Here is an 18,129-nt window from a genome sequence, read left to right as displayed (position 1 = left end):
CCATTCAACAGAGCAGCAGGGGGATTACGCGATGGATGACTATCAGGAAGAACTGCTCGAATACCAGGCCTACGAACTGGATTCGCCGGAGCCTGCGGAAGACGCCACCGAGCTTTAACGTCTCAGGCTGTTTTGCGATGACTGCGGCGGAATTCGCCGGGCGTCTGGCCGCTCCAGCGTTTGAACGCTCGCTGGAATGCTTCGGCTGAGGCAAAGCCGAGCAGGTAAGCGATTTCGCCGAACGCCAGTTCCGTATCGCGGATGTAGGTCATTGCCAAATCACGGCGAGTGTCATTGAGGATTGCGCGAAACTGCGTGCCTTCCTCGGTCAGTTTGCGCCGCAAAGTCCAGGTCGGCAGCTTCAGGCGTGCCGCCACTTCTTCCAGGTCGGGTTCCCGGCCACCATTCAATAACGGCCCAAGCAGTTGCGTGATGCGCTCGCGCAGGCTGCGTGTGCGGGTCAGTTGCTCCAGCTCTCTTTCACACAGTTGCAGCAGATGCCGCCAAGTGCTCGGGCAATGCTCGGGGTTGCGCAGGGCGAGGCTGGCCAGGTTCAGGCGCAACTGGTTGCGCTCGGCGCCGAACTGGATCGGGCAATCACCCAATGCAGCGTAAGCGTCGCGATAGTCGGGTGCGTCGAATTCGATTTCAATGCGTTCAGCCCGCAGCGGTTCGCGGCTGACACTGGATAGCTGATACAGCCAGCCGGCGATGATCGAATCCACCACGAAACGGTTATAGGCGTTGTACGGGCTGATCGAATAGAAGCGCAGCCATGCGCCGTTGGCGTCCTCGTGGAAGCTCGACTGACCGCGGTAATTGGAACCGTACAACGGTTCGAAACGGATCAGGCAACGGGCGGCCTCACGTACGGTAGGCGCCTGCGATGCGGTGACGCCAGCCAATCCCGCCTGGCTCAAACGACTGAGCTGACCCATGCGCAGGCCGAGTGCCGGGTCCCCGGTCAATTGAATCGCGCCATGCCCCAAGCGCATGTAGCGCGGAATCGACAGTCGTGCCCCGGCCTCGGCCAATCTAGCCGCATCCAGTGCGTATTGTTCGAGCAACGGCTGTGGGTCGGCGCCGTGACTGCGCACCGCATCGGCGAGGCTATGGACGAAACCTACCGACAGATCCCCAAGGCGCATCGGCAGCGGCTTCATCGCTTACAACCAGATATTCAGCATACGTGCGCCACGGGCGTCACCGTCGGCAAACTGCTGGCCGTTGCTGTTGAGGAAGCTTTGGCCTGCGCCTGATTTATCCCAGAACTGCCCGCGCAGAAACACACTCATGCCGGCGACTGCATGGCTGCTGGGCGGTTGCGCGGTCAAGGTCAGGCGATGCCAGGCCTGGCCTTCGCTGACTTCACCCGGCTTGAGACTGACTGAGCCGGGTGTACTCGAACTCTTATAGCCACGCCACGGCTGATTCCATGCACCATGACCGAATACCTGCGCCGGCACGGCGACCAGCTGGGCATTTTGCTCGTCGAGTTTGCGGTAGTTATCCGGATACCAACTGTCGCTGCCGATCAGTACGCCCAGACGCCCGGCCGGTGTGTCGACAACGTTGATGATTTTTTCATTGGCCTGGATGACATCACGCTGGCTGAACACCGGGTGCAGCTGCCGCTGCGGCTGGCCGAGCGGTGCACCGTCGCGACCGAAGACCACGCTGCTGTTGTACAGCGCACCGCTGCCGGGTTTGAGCTGGCCGTCACGGATGCTCGGCTCGGGCAAAACGATTGAGCCGGCCACCAGCGTCACGTGGAACTCCTTGGCCAAACCGCCGAACAGTGCCTGGTAATCCTTGGCCATGCTGCGCGATTTCATGCGCAGGTGGGCATCGTCGAGACGGTCTTTGCCCTTGGCGCTGAGCCAGGCGCGGGCGAACAACAACGGATTGCTCGCCGCCAGCCAATTCATCGCCTCGGCGAGAGTGGGCGCCTGATACAGCTCGTCTTTTTCGCCGCTGATCATCAACCAGGTGCCGACATGTTCCGGCAACACCACCACGGTTTTGTCATTCAACAAGCCTTGATCCTGCGCTTGCTGCAAGTACGCCGCGAGTTTGCGGCGCAGGCGCGCGGGGCTTTGGTAGTCGGTGGGGAACAGTTCCGGCTGGATGCCCAGCAGATTGCCTCGGTCGGCGGGCGTGCCCTGATCGACCGCCAGTTTGATGCGCAGGTCCGACAGGTAATGCCCCGCCGGCCGGTCTGCCGCCCACATGGCGTAGGTGGTAAGGACGGCAACGAGGGCCATGGAAAAAAACAGGTACAAAAGTTTGCGCATGAAAACCAACAACGACCGGGTACAGGGTATGGCGACTAGGGTAGGGCGCATGGTCTGGCTTGCCAAGGGGCGCTGCGCATTTAGATCATTAACTTGTCAGTTACGGTCATTGAGTGACAGCGATGCGACTCTTAGTCTGTCGAACATGAATGACGGGGGACGCAGAGCTCCCGCACTTTTTCCGTGATTGCTCGTTGTGGAGTTACCGATGACCACCGCTCATTACCCGCACCTGTTGGCCCCGCTGGACCTGGGATTCACCACGCTGCGCAACCGCACCCTGATGGGCTCGATGCACACCGGCCTTGAAGAAAAACCGGGTGGCTTTGAGCGCATGGCCGCGTACTTTGCCGAACGCGCCCGTGGCGGTGTCGGCCTGATGGTGACTGGCGGGATCGGCCCGAACGACGAGGGCGGTGTGTATTCCGGTGCGGCCAAACTGACTACCGAGGAAGAAGCGCTCAAACACCGCATCGTGACCCGCGCGGTGCACGAGGCGGGTGGCAAGATCTGCATGCAGATCCTCCACGCCGGCCGCTATGCCTACAGCCCTAAACAGGTCGCGCCGAGCGCGATTCAGGCGCCGATCAACCCGTTCAAGCCAAAAGAGCTGGACGAGGAAGGCATCGAGAAGCAGATCAGCGATTTCGTCACCTGTTCGGTGCTGGCGCAAACCGCCGAGTACGACGGCGTGGAAATCATGGGTTCGGAAGGTTATTTCATTAACCAGTTCCTCGCCGCGCACACTAACCATCGCACCGACCGTTGGGGCGGCAGCTACGAAAACCGTATGCGTCTGCCAGTGGAAATCGTACGCCGCGTACGAGAGGCGGTCGGCCCGAACTTCATCATCATCTTCCGTCTGTCGATGCTTGATCTGGTCGAAGGCGGCAGCACCTGGGACGAGATCGTCATCCTCGCCAAAGCCATCGAGCAGGCCGGTGCGACCATCATCAACACCGGCATCGGCTGGCACGAAGCGCGTATTCCGACCATCGCCACCAAGGTGCCGCGTGCGGCATTCAGCAAGGTTACGGCCAAGCTGCGCGGCTCGGTGAGCATTCCGCTGATCACCACCAACCGTATCAACACGCCGGAAATCGCCGAGCAGATTCTCGCCGAAGGCGATGCCGACATGGTCTCCATGGCGCGGCCGTTTCTTGCCGATCCGGACTTCGTCAACAAGGCTGCCGAAGGTCGCGCTGACGAGATCAACACCTGCATCGGCTGCAACCAGGCCTGCCTCGACCACACCTTCGGCGGCAAACTCACCAGTTGCCTGGTGAACCCGCGTGCCTGCCACGAAACCGAGCTCAACTATCTGCCGGTGCAACAGATCAAGAAAATCGCCGTGGTCGGTGCCGGCCCTGCCGGGTTGTCCGCCGCAACCGTCGCTGCCGAGCGTGGCCATCAGGTAACGTTGTTCGATTCCGCCAGCGAAATTGGTGGCCAGTTCAACATCGCCAAGCGTGTGCCGGGCAAAGAAGAGTTTTTCGAGACCCTGCGCTACTTCAAGCGCAAGCTGCAAACGACTAACGTCGAGGTGTGCCTGAACACTCGCGTCGACGTCGCGAAACTGGTTGATGGCGGATACGACGAAATCATCCTCGCCACGGGTATTGCGCCGCGCACTCCGGCGATTCCGGGCGTCGAAAATGCCAAGGTGCTGAGCTATCTCGACGTGATCCTCGAGCGCAAACCGGTCGGCAAACGCGTGGCGGTGATTGGCGCGGGTGGCATCGGTTTCGACGTCTCGGAATTCCTCGTTCACGAAGGCATTGCCACCAGTCAGGATCGCGCGGCGTTCTGGAAGGAGTGGGGCATCGACGCCCACCTCGAAGCGCGTGGCGGCGTGGCCGGGATCAAACCTGCGCCGCACGCGCCGGCTCGCGAAGTGTTCCTGTTGCAACGCAAGAAAACCAAGGTTGGCGATGGCTTGGGCAAAACCACTGGCTGGATTCACCGTACCGGGCTGAAGAACAAGCAGGTGCAAATGCTCAACAGTGTTGAATACCTGAGCATCGACGACGAAGGCCTGCACATCCGTATCGGCGAAACCGGCGAGCCGCAGTTGCTGGCGGTGGACAACATCGTGATCTGCGCGGGGCAGGACCCTCTGCGTGAACTGCACGATGGCCTGGTGGCAGCCGGGCAAAACGTGCACCTGATCGGCGGTGCTGATGTGGCGGCGGAGCTGGATGCCAAGCGTGCGATCAATCAGGGATCGCGTCTGGCAGCTGAACTCTGATCAACGGCCACCGGTAACGGATAACCCCTGTAGGAGCTGCCGCAGGCTGCGATGTTTTGATCTTCGTTTTTCAAGATCAAATGATCGCAGCCTGCGGCAGCTCCTACAGGGGATTTTTTTGCCTGGCAGGTATGTATGAAAAGTCGATAAGTCCCATTCGCTAGCAGATTGTCCGCGATCTGAATCAGCAGAATGGTAAGCAGATATTGTTCATATTCTGTATTGGCTAAACAATTGAGCGGTATGGGGCCGATGGCTATGGTGGGTGTGCCGTGAGTACTGGAGGTCTATCAATGCTCAGTGGCCCAATCAATTACATGCCTGAATAAAAGGATTTATAAATGGCTATCCATACGCTCAAAAACGTCAACGTCGTCCGCAAGGTCATGGCCAAGTCACCTGTTCCCGCCCCGAATGTTCCCGGGATACGGACCAAGCCTCCGGTCAGGGGTGAGCCCAAGGCCCGAATCATTTCACCGCGGCCACCCAAGCCGCTTATCAAAGTTCCCGGTGGGAGCGGCAATGGCCCGGTATTGCCAGGACTCATAGTGTGTCCACCGGGTACATGGGCAACCAAAGACTGGCCACCGCTGAACATCAACGATGACCCGTTGGCGCTGAAGAAACTGCTTGAAAACTTTACCTCCCACACCTATCCCGATGGCTCCGTCTGGCTGATCGATAACAGTCTGGTCAATGCGCAGCAGACCGCGGTGATGCGCCCGGACGGCATTGTTCAGTACGTCGACGGCAGGGTGGGGCATCCGGATGGGCGCATCGTCTGGCCGGATAACACCGTCGAATATCCCGATGGACGTATTGTCTGGGCTGATGGTACCGAGCAACTGGCAGACGGGGCGATCAAGTATTCGGACGGTCTGCGCTACAACGTGCAGGGTGATCTGGTTTCCGCCTGATCATGGCCGCGCAACCGGAACTCTGATCAACTGATTGCGGTTACGAACACGAACAAACCCCCTGTAGGAGCTGCCGCAGGCTGCGATCTTTTGATCTTCGTTTTTCAAGAACAAGATCAAAAGATCGCAGCCTGCGGCAGCTCCTACAGGGATTTCGGTGGCTGGTAGACTGTGATCTTTTTCAGGTCATGCGGTGCTTATGTTTTTGCCTGCGCAAGCTCCTCTTGAACTCCTGCAACTCGACTGGCTCACCGCCGCCGGCATCGAGATCGCCATACTGCGCCTCGATCAAATCGACCCGCTGATCAGCGGCAACAAGTGGTTCAAACTCGTTGAACATCTGAAAGCCGCCGATCGCAACGGCGCCGAAGGCATCATCAGTCTCGGCGGCGCGCACTCCAATCATTTGCATGCGCTGGCGGCGGCGGGGAAGCGTCTGGGGTTTCAAACGGTGGGGCTGCTGCGCGGTCATCCGCAAGAAACGCCAACCGTCGTCGATCTGCAAGCGTACGGCATGCACCTGCATTGGCTGGGTTACGGCGGTTATAGGGCGCGACATGAGCCGGGGTTCTGGGAGCCGTGGCGAGCGCAGTATCCAAATTTGTATGCGGTGCCGGAGGGCGGTGGCGGATTAGTCGGGGCGCTGGGTTGTGCCGCGATCAAAACGCAGGTCGATGCGCAATTGAGCCGTTTGGGTTGGCGCGATTATCACGGTTGGTGGCTGGCCTGCGGGACCGGGACGACCTTGGCCGGGCTGGTACTCGCCGAGGCGGGGGCGCATCCGCTTTACGGCGCGTTGGCGGTGCCTGAGGATCACGGCGTGGCGGCGCAAGTGGAGTCGATCCTGCAGGGATCCGGCTGGGCTGACTATGAGCTGATCGATGCCAGTCGCGGGGGTTTTGCCAGGGTTGATTCGGCATTGCTGGCGTTCATTGCACAGACCGAGCTGGACTGCGGCGTACCGTTGGAGCCGCTGTACACCGGCAAGGCGTTGCTAGCCCTCAAGCAGCAGGTCGAGGCGGGTAAATTCGCCGCCGGCACGCGCTTGATTTTCGTGCATACAGGCGGATTGCAAGGGCGGCGGGGGTTCAACACTCATTCTGTAGGGAGCTGAGCTTTTGTGACCAGGGGATCTACCTGAGGCCAAGGAGTTTTTCTGTGGCCAGGGGATTTAATGTGGAATGGATACCTACTGTGGCCAGGGGATTTAATGTGGAATGGATATCTACTGTGGCCAGGGGATTTAATGTGGAATGGAGATCTACTGGGACCAAGGGACTTATTTGTGGCGAGGGGATTTATCCCCGATGGGCTGCGAAGCAGCCCCAAAGCCATTCGATGCGGTGCGTCAGTCAAACGTAGGCTGTCTGGACTGGGGCCGCTTCGCAGCCCAACGGGGATAAATCCCCTCGCCACAGGGTTCTTGCAGTGCCTGAGACGGGATCACCCGCGCTTGGGCATCATCCGCAACAGCGTGTTGTCCTTCACCACATAGTGGTGATAAAGCCCCGCCAGCGCATGCAGCCCGATGAGCCAGTAACCGACGGTGCTGATCAGCACGTGCCAATACTCCACCTGCTTGGCGAAGGCTTTGTCTTCACCCACCAACAGCGGCAGGTCGAAGCCATAGAACATCACCTGATGCCCCTCGGCACTGGTGATCAACCAGCCGAGAATCGGCATGCTGATCATGAACAGGTACAGCGCCCAGTGCATCAGCCGCGCCAGCAGCGTTTGCCACTGGGGCGAGGCCGGGAAGATTTTCGGTGCCGCGCCGACGCTTCGGGCCAGTAGTCGAAACCACACCAGCACGAACACGGTCAGACCGAGCATGTAATGCACTTCACGAATGAGCGTGCGGCCGCCGCTGCCTTTGGGGAAGAAGCCGCGCAATTCCATGCTGGCGTACACCAATATCAACAACACCAGCATCAGCCAATGCAGCACGACCGACACGGTGCTGTAGCGAGATTCGGAACTTGTCCACGGCATCCGGTGTTTCCTCACAGATCAGGGTTAAGACGTGCCGTTCTTGGACGACGGCATGCGTTAACTGTAAACCCGATGGCGTGTTTTTGCTCTGAATGGTCGAAGTTTTTTTAACGCGTTGGCGCGACCTGAAAGTATTCAGTGACGTTGCGTGGAGTGACTGTATTAAAGGTGTGTTAATTGTTTTTGTAGTGTGGCTTTGAATAATTAATATTGGTGTAACGGCTTGTTGTTTATATTCTGTATTTGACTTTGGGTTGCCGGGTTGTGTTGTGCTGTTTAGTGTGTGGGTAAGTCCTCGGCTGCAACTAGTGGCTTGGGGGTATTAATGTTGTTTAATTTTTTAATTGGATTATTTATGTTCTCTAATAAAAATAAAAATGCTTATGTTGTTAAAAAGGCTATGGGCAAACGACCTGTTCTCAAGCCAAAACCAGTCGTCAGACCGGTGTCGTCCAAACCTGTATTGCCGGTTAAGCCCCCCATCAAGCCTGTTTTACCAGTCAAGCCTCCCGTCAAACCCATCGTAAAACCGGTTAAGTCTGTTTTGCCAGTTAAACCACCGGTCAAGCCCGTTTTACCAGCCAGGCCCGTTTCGCCGCCCAAACCTAAAACTCCCAATGGTACTGGCCGACCTGTTGCAATGAAAAGGCCACCCATGCCGTGGCCGACCATCAACTTCAATATTGATCCGGTTGCTCTGGCGACACTTATTATCAGTCTGGGTGGAATCCTCAATACCGATGGCTCTACGTCCCTTCCGGATGGCAGTCTGATCGATGCGGGTAAAAACTCTCTCAAGGGCCCGGATGGCGTTATTCATCATCAGGACGGTCGTGTCGAGTTTCCCGATGGCCGGATTATCTGGTCGGATAATACGATCCAATACCCTGATGGGCGCATAGTTTGGGAAGATGGAACGGAGCAACTTCCTGACGGCAGTACCCGATATCCAGACGGCCTCGCCTACGATGCGCAAGGTAATCTTATTGCCGGATAAGTTTGCGGTTGTCTAACTTGTGTGGGCGAATATTTGTCCATCTCTCAATCAGTAAAAACAGAAACACCGCCGACTGGCTTTCCAGTCGGCGGTGTTTTTTTATTGAAAGTTAGCAGGATTGCGGCATTTCACCGTTGGCCAGACGCTTGTTGATGTCGGCAATCACTTCCGGTAGATCGCTGATGGTGTCGATCATGTAGTGTGGGCGCGATCCTGCGAACAGGGCGTGGATGCGCTCGCGTTCGCTGGCCAGTTCATCGCTGCCCAAGGCACGGAAACCCTCGTAATCCAGGCCCAGCGCGTTGCCCGAGCAGATCAGCGCCACGGTCCACATGCCGGCCCGGCGACCTTCAAGGATGCCCGGCACGGTGTCGTCGATCTTCACGCAGGCGCCGACGTCGTCGATGCCCAGTGCGATGACATTGGCCAATGCCTGTGCTGGCCAAGGGCGGCCGTTCGGCACTTCGTCGGTGGCGACCACGTGGTCGGCGATGTAGCCGTTGGTGGCGGCCAGTTCGACGACTTTATCCATCACCTGTTTCGGGTAGCCGGAGCAGGAGCCGATCTTGATGCCTTGCTGGCGCAGGTTGGCGATGGTGTCCAGGGCACCGGGAATCAGCGCCGAGTGTTCAGCGATTTTCTCGATTTGCAGCGGCATGAAGCGCTCGTAGATGGCGGTAACGTCATCGTCGGTCGGCGTGCGGCCGAACGCTTTGCGGTAACGCTCGGCCACCTGTGGCTGATCGCACAGGGTGCGGATGTGATCCCACTTGCCCATTCCCATCGGGCCGCGAGCTTCTTCGATGGAAACCTGAACGTCGAATTCGGCGAAGGCTTCGACGAAGATCTGCGTCGGCGCGAAGGAACCGAAGTCGACCACGGTGCCGGCCCAGTCGAGGATGGCGGCTTGCAGCTTGGTTGGGTTGGTGTAGTTCATGATGTTGAAAATCCTATGTTGGCAATGCAATTCAAAATGTAGGAGTGAGCCTGCTCGCGATGGTGGTTATTCATTCAGCATCTGCGTTGGCTGGCAGGGCCTCATCGCTAGCAGGCTCACTCCTACAGGGGATTCGTGGCGGGTTCAGATTTCGAGGACTTCCATCTCGCGCAGCACTTCGCCCACCGCTGCGACCGCTTCGCGCATTTGGTCCGGGCTGACATGACCGATGCAGCCGACGCGGAAGGTTTCGACCTGAGTCAGTTTGCCGGGATAGAGGATGTAGCCCTTGGCCTTGACCCGTTCGTAGAAGTCCTTGAACTGATAACGCGGGTCATTCGGCGCGTGGAACGTCGCGATGATCGGTGCCTGAATCGCTGCTGGCAGAAAGCTGCGCAAACCGAGTTTGCCCATCTCTTCCATCAGCGCCTGGCAGTTGGCGGCGTAGCGCGCATGCCGCGCCGTCAGGCCACCTTCTTCGTTGTATTGCAGCAGGGCTTCGTGCAGCGCCGCGACCACATGGGTCGGCGGGGTGAAGCGCCATTGCCCGGTCTTCATCATGTAGGCGTGCTGGTCGAACAGGTCCATCGCCAGCGAGTGCGAATTGCCGGCGGCTGCTGCCAATGACTCTTTGCGTGCGAAGACAAAACCCATCCCCGGCACGCCTTCCAGGCATTTGCCGGACGCGGCGATCAGCGCGTCGAACGGCACTTGCTGTGCATCCACCGGCAGCGCGCCGAAGGAGCTCATGGCGTCGATGATCAGGCGCTTGCCGTGTTGCTCGACGACGTGAGCGATTTCCGCCAGCGGATTAAGAATGCCGGTGCTGGTTTCGCAGTGGATCAGCGCGACGTGAGTGATGTCGCTGTCGGCGCGCAACAGACGGTCGACGTCGGCGGCGGTGGTCGGTTCGTCTTCAGCGGTTTCGAAAGTGCTGAACGAGCGGCCGAGCACTTCGCAGATTTTTGCCAGTCGCTTGCCGTAGGCGCCGTTTATCAGCACCAGTATTTTGCCGTCGCGTGGCACCAGCGTGCCGATCGCCGCTTCGACCGCGAAGGTGCCGCTGCCTTGCAATGGCACGCAGTGGTGGGTCGCGGCGCCGTTGAGAATCGCCAGTAATTGCTCGCAGAGACTGGCGGTCAGTTGATTGAAGCGGTCATCCCATGACCCCCAGTCGACCATCATCGCCTGGCGGGTACGGGCCGAAGTGGTCAACGGGCCGGGAGTGAGCAGGATGGGTTCGGCGATACTCATTCGTGTGTCCTCGGATAGCGCTGTGGGATGAAGCTACGGGGCCTAAGTTGCAATTTGCCGTTGCATCAATCAAATTGTTTGTTGTTATGCCAGCCATCAGTGAGAGTTATTCATGAACCTGTTTCAGCTGCGCGCTTTCGATGCCGTGGCGCGCGAGGGCAGCTTTACCCGAGCCGCCGCACGGTTATTCATCAGCCAGCCGGCAGTGACCGGGCACATCAAAGCGCTGGAGGAGCACTACCAGATCACTTTGTTGCGACGCACTGCGCGACGGGTGGAACTGACTGAGGAAGGCACCAAACTGGCGGCGATCACTCGCGCAATGTTCGGTTTGGCGGAAGAAGCGCAAACCATGCTGGAGGCCAACCGCCAGTTGCTGACCGGGCGGCTGGAAGTGGCGGCGGACGGCCCGCACATGGTGATGCCGATGCTCGCAAGTTTGCGTGCGCGCTATCCGGGGATCACCGTGAATCTGCGTTTGGGCAATGCCCAGGAAACGCTAGCGGCGTTATTGTCGGAACACGCCGACGTCGCGGTGCTGACCGAAGTCGAGCCACGCAAGGGGCTGCATCTGCAAGCACTGAGCGAATCGCGGATTTGCGCGTTGGTGCCAGAGGGGCATCCGTGGGCTGCGCGTGCCGCCGAGGTGAAACTCAAGGAACTCGATCAGGTGATCATGGTGCTGCGCGAGCCGAGTTCGATTACCCGGCGCACATTTGATCTGGCCTGTACGCAGGCGTCGATTCATCCGCGCGTGTTGCTGGAGCTGGACAGTCGTGAGGCGGTGACCGAGGCGGTCGCCGCGCAGTTGGGCGTTGGCGTGGTGTCATCGGTGGAAGTCAGCCACGACCCACGGGTGGTGGCGATTCCGATTGTCGGGGAGGGCTTGGTCAATCGGCACATGATCGGTTGCATGGAGCGGCGGCGGGAGTTGCGTTTGATTCAGGCATTTTTCAATCTGGCCCCGGCCTGACCCCTGATATCCGGTCTCTGTAGGAGCTGCCGAAGGCTGCGATCTTTTGATCTTGTTTTTTTACAATCAACATCAAAAGATCGCAGCCTCCGGCAGCTCCTACAGGATGAATGTCAATTGAGGCTTTCGCGAACCATATCCAGAAACGTCGCCACCACCCGCCGCGAACTCTGTTCGCGCAAGCACACCAAGGTCTCGGTCAAGCGTCGGGTGCAGTCAGTGATTGGCAAGGCGCAAACCCGTGAGTCGGCGCCAAACTCAGCCGCCGAAACCACCCCCACACCAATCCCCACCACCACTGCCTCGCGCGCCGCTTCTCGGCCTTCGACCTGAATCGCCGGGCGAATGCGAAACCCCGCCCGAGCCATTTCCTCCTCCAGCGTTTGCCGGGTCACCGAACCGTGTTCGCGCAATACCAGCGGCGTGTCATCCAGGTCCGCCAGGCAGATCGACTCGCGCTCGGCCCACGGGTGATTGCGCGAAACAAACGCCACCATCGGATCGTTGCGCAGCGGTACGCACAGCAAGCGCTCATCGCTGACATCACGCCCCAGCAGCGCCAGATCGGCCTGATAGTTGAACAGGCGAAACAACGATTCATCGGTGTTACCGGTCTCGATTTTCACGTTGATGCCTGGAAAGCGCTCGCAGAACCGCGCGATCTGCGGCAGCACATGCACCGGCGCATCCACCGCCAAAATCAGGCTGCCGGTCTGCAAGGCCTGGGATTCCTGCAATAACTCCTGCGCTTCCGCTTCAATCACAAACAGGCGCTGGGTGATCGCCAGCAAGCGCTCGCCCAGATCGGTCAGGCGTACCGAGCGTTTATTGCGATGAAACAGCAAAACCCCAAAGCGTTCTTCGAGTTTGCGCACCTGGTCGGAAATCGCCGGTTGCGTGAGGAAAAGGCGCTGAGCGGCTTTGGTGAAGCTTCCATGCACGGCCACGGCGTGGAACGCTTTGAGTTGGGCGTGGGAAATTGACATGGCGGCTCCAGTTAAAAGCTGAGCTTATGTGTGAAATACGATAAATCGATTTTATTTATTAAACAGTAATTGCTTTGATCGGCTCACGCCAGCGCCGACTGCTCGATGGAACAGCGGCGCTGGCCATGAGCCTGTGCGTGCAACAGCAGGACTCATCTGACCGGTATCGCCATAAGGGATGGGGTGATATCGCAGTGCTCAACAATAAAAAACACAGGCGTTTACTTAACGATTCTGCCGGCACACTCACACCCTGAGGTCAGAACCACATGAACAAGCACATCGGCACCATTGCGCGTTGGCGCATGCAGATTTTTGCGATTACCTGGCTTGCGTACGCCGCTTTCTATTTCACTCGCAAAGCGTTTTCGGTGGCCAAACTGGGCATCGGCGAAGACCCGAATTTCATGCTCGACAAAATGACCATGGCCAACCTCGATGCCATCTATCTGGCGGCATACGCCATCGGCCAATTCACCTGGGGCATGCTCGCTGACCGCTTCGGCCCAAGGGTTGTGGTGTTCGGAGGCTTGCTGATTTCTGCGGCGGCGGCGCTGGTGATGGGCAGTTTCGCCACGCTGCCAATCTTCGCCACTTGCATGTTGATTCAAGGGTTGGCGCAGTCCACGGGATGGTCGGGGTTGTGTAAAAACCTCGGCAGTTTCTTCCCGTCCAAGCAGCGCGGGCGAGTGCTCGGCTTGTGGAGTTCCTGCTACGCATTTGGAGGGCTGGTGGCGTCACCGTTCGCCGGTTGGTGGGCCTACACGCTGATCGGCAGTTGGCACGCGGCGTTTTTTTCCAGTGCCGCAGTGGTGGCGGTGGTGGCGGTGGTGGCGGTGTTGTTCTTTATCTTCCAGCGCGACAAACCGGAAGATGTCGGCCTGCCGGCGGTGGAACCGGAGCCTGTGTTAAGCGCCGAAGAGACCGAAGCCAACAGCAAGCTCAGCGTTTGGGAGCCGTTGAAGGAAATTCTGCGTAATCGCACGGTGCTGGTATTGGGCCTGGCGTATTTCATGTTGAAACCGGCGCGTTACGCGATCCTGCTGTGGGGCCCGGTGATCGTCTTTGAACAGATGCCCAGCGTCGGCAAGGTCGGTGCTGCGATCATCCCCACTTCGTTCGAGCTGGCCGGGTTGCTCGGGCCGATCCTGATCGGGCTGGCTTCGGACAAATTGTTCGGCGCTCGGCGCATGCCAGCCTGTGTGATCAGCCTGTTGGCGCTGACCGTGACACTGGCGTTGTTCATGGCTGCCTTGCAAACGGGCAGTGTTTTGATCGTGGTCGCATTGCTGTTTGTCATGGGCCTGACCCTGTACGGACCCGACTCGATGATCAGCGGCGCGGCCGCCATCGATTTCGGCAAAGCCAAGGCCGGGGCCACCGCTGCCGGATTCGTCAACGGCTGCGGCTCGGTCGGCGCCGTGCTTGGCGGCTTGCTGCCGGGCTACTTCGACACGGTGACAGTGTTCATCGTCTTCGCCGGTTGCGCATTGTTCTCGGCGCTGGTGTTGATTCCGCACTGGAACAGCCGTCCGGTCGGGTTCATGGAACCGCGCGCGTCCATCCCCAACTGCCCCTTGACGATCAAACCTCTACGTAACTGAAAACCCTTTGCCTCGCGGCCTGCTGCGGTGTTCGCGGCAGGCTGTGCCGTGGCCAACTGACTGGAGAAACCCCATGAGACCGTTCTGGCTGGAGCAGGCCCTGCAGGCCGACACCTCCGAAACCTGCCCGCCGCTGCAGGGCGACGTGCGCACCGACGTGTGCATCGTCGGCGGTGGTTACACCGGGTTGTGGACGGCGATCATGCTCAAGCAACAAAACCCCGAGCTCGATGTGCTGCTGATCGAAGCCGACATCTGCGGCGCTGGCGCCAGTGGGCGTAACGGCGGGTGTGCGCTGTCGTGGTCGGCCAAATACTTCACCCTGGAACGCCTGTTCGGCGTCGAGGAAGCGGTGCGTCTGGTCAAGGAATCCGAACGCAGCATTCATGCGATCGGCGAGTTCTGCGAGCAGTACGGCGTCGATGCCGACTACCGGCTCGATGGCACGCTCTATACCGCGACCAACCGTGCGCAGGTCGGTTCGACTGACGCGGTAATCGCTGCGCTTGAGCGCAACGGGATCAACTCGTTCACTCAGCGTCCAGTGGCTGATGTGCAGCGCATGGCCGGTTCCAGCAAGCATCTGGAGGGCTGGTTTTCTCCGGCAGCAGCCAGTGTGCAACCCGGCAAACTGGTGCGCGGCTTGCGCCGTGTAGCACTGGAGTTGGGCGTGAAAATTCACGAAAACACGGCAATGACCGGTTTGGAGGAGGGCCGTCCAGCACGCATTCGCACGGCCAACAGCAATGTGCAGGCAGACCGCGTGGTGTTGGCGATGAACGCGTGGATGGCCCGCGCCTTCCCGCAATTCGAACGCAGTGTGGCGATTGTTTCCAGCGACATGCTGATCACCGAACCGCGTCCGGATCTGTTGCAGGAAATCGGCTTGACCAGCGGCGTCACCGTGCTCGATTCGCGGATTTTCGTGCACTACTACCACAACACCCCGGACGGCCGGATCATGCTCGGCAAGGGTGGCAACACCTTCGCCTTTGGCGGGCGGATGTTGCCGGTGTTCGATCAGCCGTCGCCTTACGCGGGCCTGCTCAAGCGCAGCCTTGACGATTTTTTCCCGGCGTTTGCTGACGTGAAAGTCGACGCGACCTGGAACGGCCCGTCGGATCGCTCGGTCACCGGTTTGCCGTTCTTCGGTCAGATGAGCAGCAGCGGCAATGTGTTTTACGGTTTCGGTTATTCCGGCAGCGGCGTTGGCCCGTGTCACATGGGCGGGCAGATACTTGCGTCGCTGGTGCAGGGGCTGGATAACCCATGGACGCGCTCGCCGCTGGTCAACGGGCCGCTGGGGTATTTTCCGCCGGAGCCAATCCGCTACCTGGGATCGTTGATGGTGCGTAACGCCATCCGCCGCAAGGAACGCGCCGAAGACCATGGTCACCGTCCCCGGCATCTGGACGTACGCCTGGCGAAATTCGCCGCGGCGGCGGGCAAGGCTGACAAGGGCTGACAACCGAATAATTGCAAAACACTCCAACCCCTGTAGGAGCTGCCGAAGGCTGCGATCTTTTGATTTTGGTTTTTAAAAGCAAGATCAAAAGATCGCAGCCTTCGGCAGCTCCTACAGAGGTTCAGGTCACAGGTGGGTACCGTTGAGCAACCAGTCGAGCAACAGACTGCTGTCAGTCGCGGACGGTGTTTCGCGGGGTGTGGGGTTGCGGGTGGTGCCCAGGCACAGGATCGGCCGGTCTGGATCGCTGTCGAGAAAACTCACCCACACTTCACTGCCGACGCTGGGCAAATCATAAGGTGCGATTCGGCCGTTGGCCCGGGTCATGGCGATGGGTAGCCAGATGGCGTCGGTGTCGGCGACTGGTGGCGATTGCGATTGTGATGGCCACAGCCTGACGGCAATCCGCCCTTGCGCGTCGAGCCGCGCAGCTTGCCCCGGTGTTCCCAGCACTTGCGCCAGGTGATAGCCCGCAATGCTCGGGCGCGGTTGCTGCAGTGGCGGGCGAAAGTCGGTTGACCACGGTTGGGCAGTGAAATCGTTGTAGTAACGGTGCACCGTCGGTGCCGGGTCGAGAATCGACGGGTGTTGCCCGTGATGGCGCAGGGTGGTGATCCGCCATTGTTCGTTGAACTGGCTGATGGGATGTTCCGTCACTTGCAACAAGTGCCCGCTGAGCAAACCGACGCAGTCACTGCGGCCATTGATTGAGCGGTGTTGGCAACGTTGTCGTTCCAGATGGCGACGACTGCGTTGTTCACTGTGGCGTTGCTGCGGCGAAGGCACCGGCAGCGACGGTTTTGACGGTGGCTGATTGGCCGCATCCCCATCGGCCGTCTGGAGCCCTCGATTGCGCACGGCGTGCAGAGTGGGGATGGGCGCGGCGTGGTGGTGCTGGTACAGCGAACGGACACAGGGCGAGGACGCTTGCTCATCCTCCATAAACGGCACCAATGCCGGTTCTTGCGGCAGACTCAGGCTGTCATCGGCGAACACGACAACGTGCCCCTGCGTGCTGTGCTCGAAGTGATAGTGAATGCCTTCTTCTTCGCAAAGCCTGTGCAGCAGCGCCAGATCGCTTTCCTCGAACTGCACGCAGAACGGCCGCGCCGGATACTGACCCACGGTCATTTCAATTCGGTAGCTGTCGGCCGGCAGGGCGTTTTCAGCGAGCAACTGTTCAAGAATCTGCGGCACGCTCAGTTGCACGAACACCCTCCGTTTACACGGCTGCGCCATCCGTTGCAGCGCCGGCACCACGATCAGTCGATAGCCGATGCGGTGCGCCCCGCGATGTTCGCAGCTGGCACTGTCGATCATGCCGTGAATGCCGTGATGGTCGTCCAGACGCAGAAATACCGGTTGCTGCACCAGCGTGCCCGGCGTCACGGCGGGGGCCAGGCCGATCAGTTCGATGTCGAAACGGTAGGGTTGGTTGAGCGCTTCCTCGCCATTGAAACGCACCACCGGCAGGCATAACCCACTGTCGGTCAGGGTGAGGGTAAACGGACTTTCCTTGTCATTGAGCATTCGAACAGGCTCTGTCAGGCAATACGGGCCTCAGAGGGTACGAAACCGCGGCGCGGAATGGTCATGTCAAAGGGTGTTTTCAGAATCGCCCTACAAGCTCTGGTGAAGATGTCGATTCCACATTGGATTTTTTTTGGTCGATTGCCGACTTTAGGCCGTATAAACTTGGCGCCACGCGTCGGCCAATAGATGTCTCGGCGCCACAGATCAAGAGAGTGAGTAATGGGCGCACAGTGGAAGGTTAAACACAAAGAAGCGGCATCCAATGCCAAGGGCAAGATCTTCGGCAAACTGGTGAAAGAAATCACCATTGCTGCGCGCAACGGTGCCGATACCGCGACCAACGCGCACCTGCGTCTGGTGGTCGAACAGGCCAAGAAAGCCTCGATGCCGAAAGAAACCCTCGACCGCGCAATCAAGAAAGGCGCGGGCCTGCTGGGCGAAACCGTGCAATACCACCGCGTGACCTACGAAGGTTTCGCCCCGCACCAGGTGCCGTTGATTGTCGAGTGCGTCACCGACAACATCAACCGCACCGTGGCGGAAATCCGCGTGGCATTCCGCAAGGGCCAATTGGGCGCTTCCGGTTCGGTGGCCTGGGACTTCAACCACGTCGGCATGATCGAAGCATCGGCAGACACTCCGGACGCCGATCCGGAAATGGCCGCCATCGAAGCCGGTGCCCAGGATTTCGAGCCGGGTGAAGAGGGCGCGACCCTGTTCATCACCGATCCGACCGACCTCGACGCGGTGCAGAAAGCCCTGCCGGAACAAGGCTTCACCGTGCTGTCGGCCAAGCTCGGCTACCAGCCGAAAAACCCGGTCAGCGGTTTGAGCGATGAGCAGATGGCTGAGGTTGAAGCGTTCCTCGAAGGCCTCGACAACCATGATGACGTGCAGGATATGTTTGTCGGTCTGGCTGGCTGATTTGT

General features: G+C 59.3%; 15 protein-coding genes. 8 read left to right on the top strand and 7 right to left on the bottom strand.

Annotated elements, in window-relative coordinates; genetic code table 11:
* Nucleotides 1-122: 122 nt before the first annotated feature.
* Complete coding sequence (locus ICA15_RS09530; RefSeq protein ID WP_210553106.1) at nucleotides 123-1,163, bottom strand: AraC family transcriptional regulator; 1,041 nt, start codon at nucleotides 1,161-1,163, stop codon at nucleotides 123-125.
* A 3-nt stretch (nucleotides 1,164-1,166) separates the two neighbouring features.
* Nucleotides 1,167-2,294: a carbon-nitrogen hydrolase family protein gene (locus ICA15_RS09525; RefSeq protein WP_210553105.1), complete on the bottom strand. Its 1,128-nt coding sequence runs from the start codon at nucleotides 2,292-2,294 to the stop codon at nucleotides 1,167-1,169.
* 208 nt (nucleotides 2,295-2,502) lie between these two features.
* Here ICA15_RS09525 and ICA15_RS09520 point away from each other — a divergent pair, with 208 nt between their 5' ends.
* The 3 genes from ICA15_RS09520 (at nucleotide 2,503) to ICA15_RS09510 (ending at nucleotide 6,573) form a co-directional block, all read left to right on the top strand.
* A complete protein-coding gene (locus ICA15_RS09520) occupies nucleotides 2,503-4,542 on the top strand; it encodes an FAD-dependent oxidoreductase (RefSeq protein WP_210553104.1) in 2,040 nt (679 codons plus the stop codon).
* 548 nt (nucleotides 4,543-5,090) lie between these two features.
* Nucleotides 5,091-5,459 (top strand): hypothetical protein, encoded by a 369-nt coding sequence (locus tag ICA15_RS09515; protein WP_150618326.1) that lies wholly within the window; start codon nucleotides 5,091-5,093, stop codon nucleotides 5,457-5,459.
* A gap of 199 nt (nucleotides 5,460-5,658) precedes the next feature.
* Nucleotides 5,659-6,573: a 1-aminocyclopropane-1-carboxylate deaminase/D-cysteine desulfhydrase gene (locus tag ICA15_RS09510; protein WP_210553203.1), complete on the top strand. Its 915-nt coding sequence runs from the start codon at nucleotides 5,659-5,661 to the stop codon at nucleotides 6,571-6,573.
* A gap of 329 nt (nucleotides 6,574-6,902) precedes the next feature.
* Here the strand turns inward: ICA15_RS09510 and ICA15_RS09505 are convergent, their stop codons facing one another.
* The gene (locus ICA15_RS09505; protein ID WP_150605476.1) at nucleotides 6,903-7,451 is read right to left on the bottom strand and encodes a cytochrome b; all 549 of its coding nucleotides are present in this window, start codon (nucleotides 7,449-7,451) and stop codon (nucleotides 6,903-6,905) included.
* 325 nt (nucleotides 7,452-7,776) lie between these two features.
* On the opposite strand from ICA15_RS09505, the gene ICA15_RS09500 reads away from it, so the two are divergent.
* The gene (locus ICA15_RS09500) at nucleotides 7,777-8,448 is read left to right on the top strand and encodes a hypothetical protein (protein WP_210553103.1); all 672 of its coding nucleotides are present in this window, start codon (nucleotides 7,777-7,779) and stop codon (nucleotides 8,446-8,448) included.
* A 109-nt stretch (nucleotides 8,449-8,557) separates the two neighbouring features.
* Here the strand turns inward: ICA15_RS09500 and phnX are convergent, their stop codons facing one another.
* Nucleotides 8,558-9,385 carry a phosphonoacetaldehyde hydrolase gene (gene phnX / locus ICA15_RS09495; protein WP_210553102.1) on the bottom strand — a complete coding sequence of 276 codons (828 nt, stop codon included), beginning with the start codon at nucleotides 9,383-9,385 and terminating at the stop codon, nucleotides 8,558-8,560.
* 144 nt (nucleotides 9,386-9,529) lie between these two features.
* Nucleotides 9,530-10,639, bottom strand: a complete 1,110-nt coding sequence (locus tag ICA15_RS09490) for a 2-aminoethylphosphonate--pyruvate transaminase (protein WP_210553101.1) — start codon at nucleotides 10,637-10,639, stop codon at nucleotides 9,530-9,532.
* A gap of 112 nt (nucleotides 10,640-10,751) precedes the next feature.
* Here ICA15_RS09490 and ICA15_RS09485 point away from each other — a divergent pair, with 112 nt between their 5' ends.
* Nucleotides 10,752-11,612: a LysR substrate-binding domain-containing protein gene (locus ICA15_RS09485; RefSeq protein WP_210553100.1), complete on the top strand. Its 861-nt coding sequence runs from the start codon at nucleotides 10,752-10,754 to the stop codon at nucleotides 11,610-11,612.
* Nucleotides 11,613-11,725: 113 nt separating this feature from the next.
* Here ICA15_RS09485 and ICA15_RS09480 read toward each other — a convergent pair whose 3' ends face one another.
* Nucleotides 11,726-12,598 carry a LysR family transcriptional regulator gene (locus ICA15_RS09480; protein WP_150618333.1) on the bottom strand — a complete coding sequence of 291 codons (873 nt, stop codon included), beginning with the start codon at nucleotides 12,596-12,598 and terminating at the stop codon, nucleotides 11,726-11,728.
* A 269-nt stretch (nucleotides 12,599-12,867) separates the two neighbouring features.
* On the opposite strand from ICA15_RS09480, the gene ICA15_RS09475 reads away from it, so the two are divergent.
* Together ICA15_RS09475 and ICA15_RS09470 are read left to right on the top strand one after the other, a co-directional pair.
* Nucleotides 12,868-14,202 carry an MFS transporter gene (locus ICA15_RS09475; RefSeq protein WP_210553099.1) on the top strand — a complete coding sequence of 445 codons (1,335 nt, stop codon included), beginning with the start codon at nucleotides 12,868-12,870 and terminating at the stop codon, nucleotides 14,200-14,202.
* 73 nt (nucleotides 14,203-14,275) lie between these two features.
* A complete protein-coding gene (locus ICA15_RS09470) occupies nucleotides 14,276-15,667 on the top strand; it encodes an FAD-dependent oxidoreductase (protein ID WP_210553098.1) in 1,392 nt (463 codons plus the stop codon).
* Nucleotides 15,668-15,793: 126 nt separating this feature from the next.
* On the opposite strand, the gene ICA15_RS09465 is transcribed toward ICA15_RS09470, so the two are convergent.
* A complete protein-coding gene (locus ICA15_RS09465; RefSeq protein WP_210553097.1) occupies nucleotides 15,794-17,197 on the bottom strand; it encodes a type VI secretion system Vgr family protein in 1,404 nt (467 codons plus the stop codon).
* A gap of 222 nt (nucleotides 17,198-17,419) precedes the next feature.
* On the opposite strand from ICA15_RS09465, the gene ICA15_RS09460 reads away from it, so the two are divergent.
* On the top strand, nucleotides 17,420-18,124 hold the full coding sequence (locus tag ICA15_RS09460; protein ID WP_042559931.1) for a YebC/PmpR family DNA-binding transcriptional regulator: 705 nt from the start codon (nucleotides 17,420-17,422) through the stop codon (nucleotides 18,122-18,124).
* The last annotated feature ends 5 nt before the right edge of the window (nucleotides 18,125-18,129 follow it).

This window comes from Pseudomonas sp. P116, assembly GCF_020149425.1.
Classification (GTDB): domain Bacteria; phylum Pseudomonadota; class Gammaproteobacteria; order Pseudomonadales; family Pseudomonadaceae; genus Aquipseudomonas; species Aquipseudomonas anatoliensis.
Note: the sequence above shows the minus strand (reverse complement) of the source record. Positions and strands in the feature narration are given on the sequence as shown.

Coding starts and splice junctions, on each gene's coding strand:
- ICA15_RS09530 (WP_210553106.1), bottom strand. CDS start 1,163: ATGAAGCCGCTGCCGATGCGCCTTGGGGATCTGTCGGTAGGTTTCGTC.
- ICA15_RS09525 (WP_210553105.1), bottom strand. CDS start 2,294: ATGCGCAAACTTTTGTACCTGTTTTTTTCCATGGCCCTCGTTGCCGTC.
- ICA15_RS09520 (WP_210553104.1), top strand. CDS start 2,503: ATGACCACCGCTCATTACCCGCACCTGTTGGCCCCGCTGGACCTGGGA.
- ICA15_RS09510 (WP_210553203.1), top strand. CDS start 5,659: ATGTTTTTGCCTGCGCAAGCTCCTCTTGAACTCCTGCAACTCGACTGG.
- ICA15_RS09505 (WP_150605476.1), bottom strand. CDS start 7,451: ATGCCGTGGACAAGTTCCGAATCTCGCTACAGCACCGTGTCGGTCGTG.
- ICA15_RS09500 (WP_210553103.1), top strand. CDS start 7,777: ATGTTGTTTAATTTTTTAATTGGATTATTTATGTTCTCTAATAAAAAT.
- phnX (WP_210553102.1), bottom strand. CDS start 9,385: ATGAACTACACCAACCCAACCAAGCTGCAAGCCGCCATCCTCGACTGG.
- ICA15_RS09490 (WP_210553101.1), bottom strand. CDS start 10,639: ATGAGTATCGCCGAACCCATCCTGCTCACTCCCGGCCCGTTGACCACT.
- ICA15_RS09485 (WP_210553100.1), top strand. CDS start 10,752: ATGAACCTGTTTCAGCTGCGCGCTTTCGATGCCGTGGCGCGCGAGGGC.
- ICA15_RS09480 (WP_150618333.1), bottom strand. CDS start 12,598: ATGTCAATTTCCCACGCCCAACTCAAAGCGTTCCACGCCGTGGCCGTG.
- ICA15_RS09475 (WP_210553099.1), top strand. CDS start 12,868: ATGAACAAGCACATCGGCACCATTGCGCGTTGGCGCATGCAGATTTTT.
- ICA15_RS09470 (WP_210553098.1), top strand. CDS start 14,276: ATGAGACCGTTCTGGCTGGAGCAGGCCCTGCAGGCCGACACCTCCGAA.
- ICA15_RS09465 (WP_210553097.1), bottom strand. CDS start 17,197: ATGCTCAATGACAAGGAAAGTCCGTTTACCCTCACCCTGACCGACAGT.
- ICA15_RS09460 (WP_042559931.1), top strand. CDS start 17,420: ATGGGCGCACAGTGGAAGGTTAAACACAAAGAAGCGGCATCCAATGCC.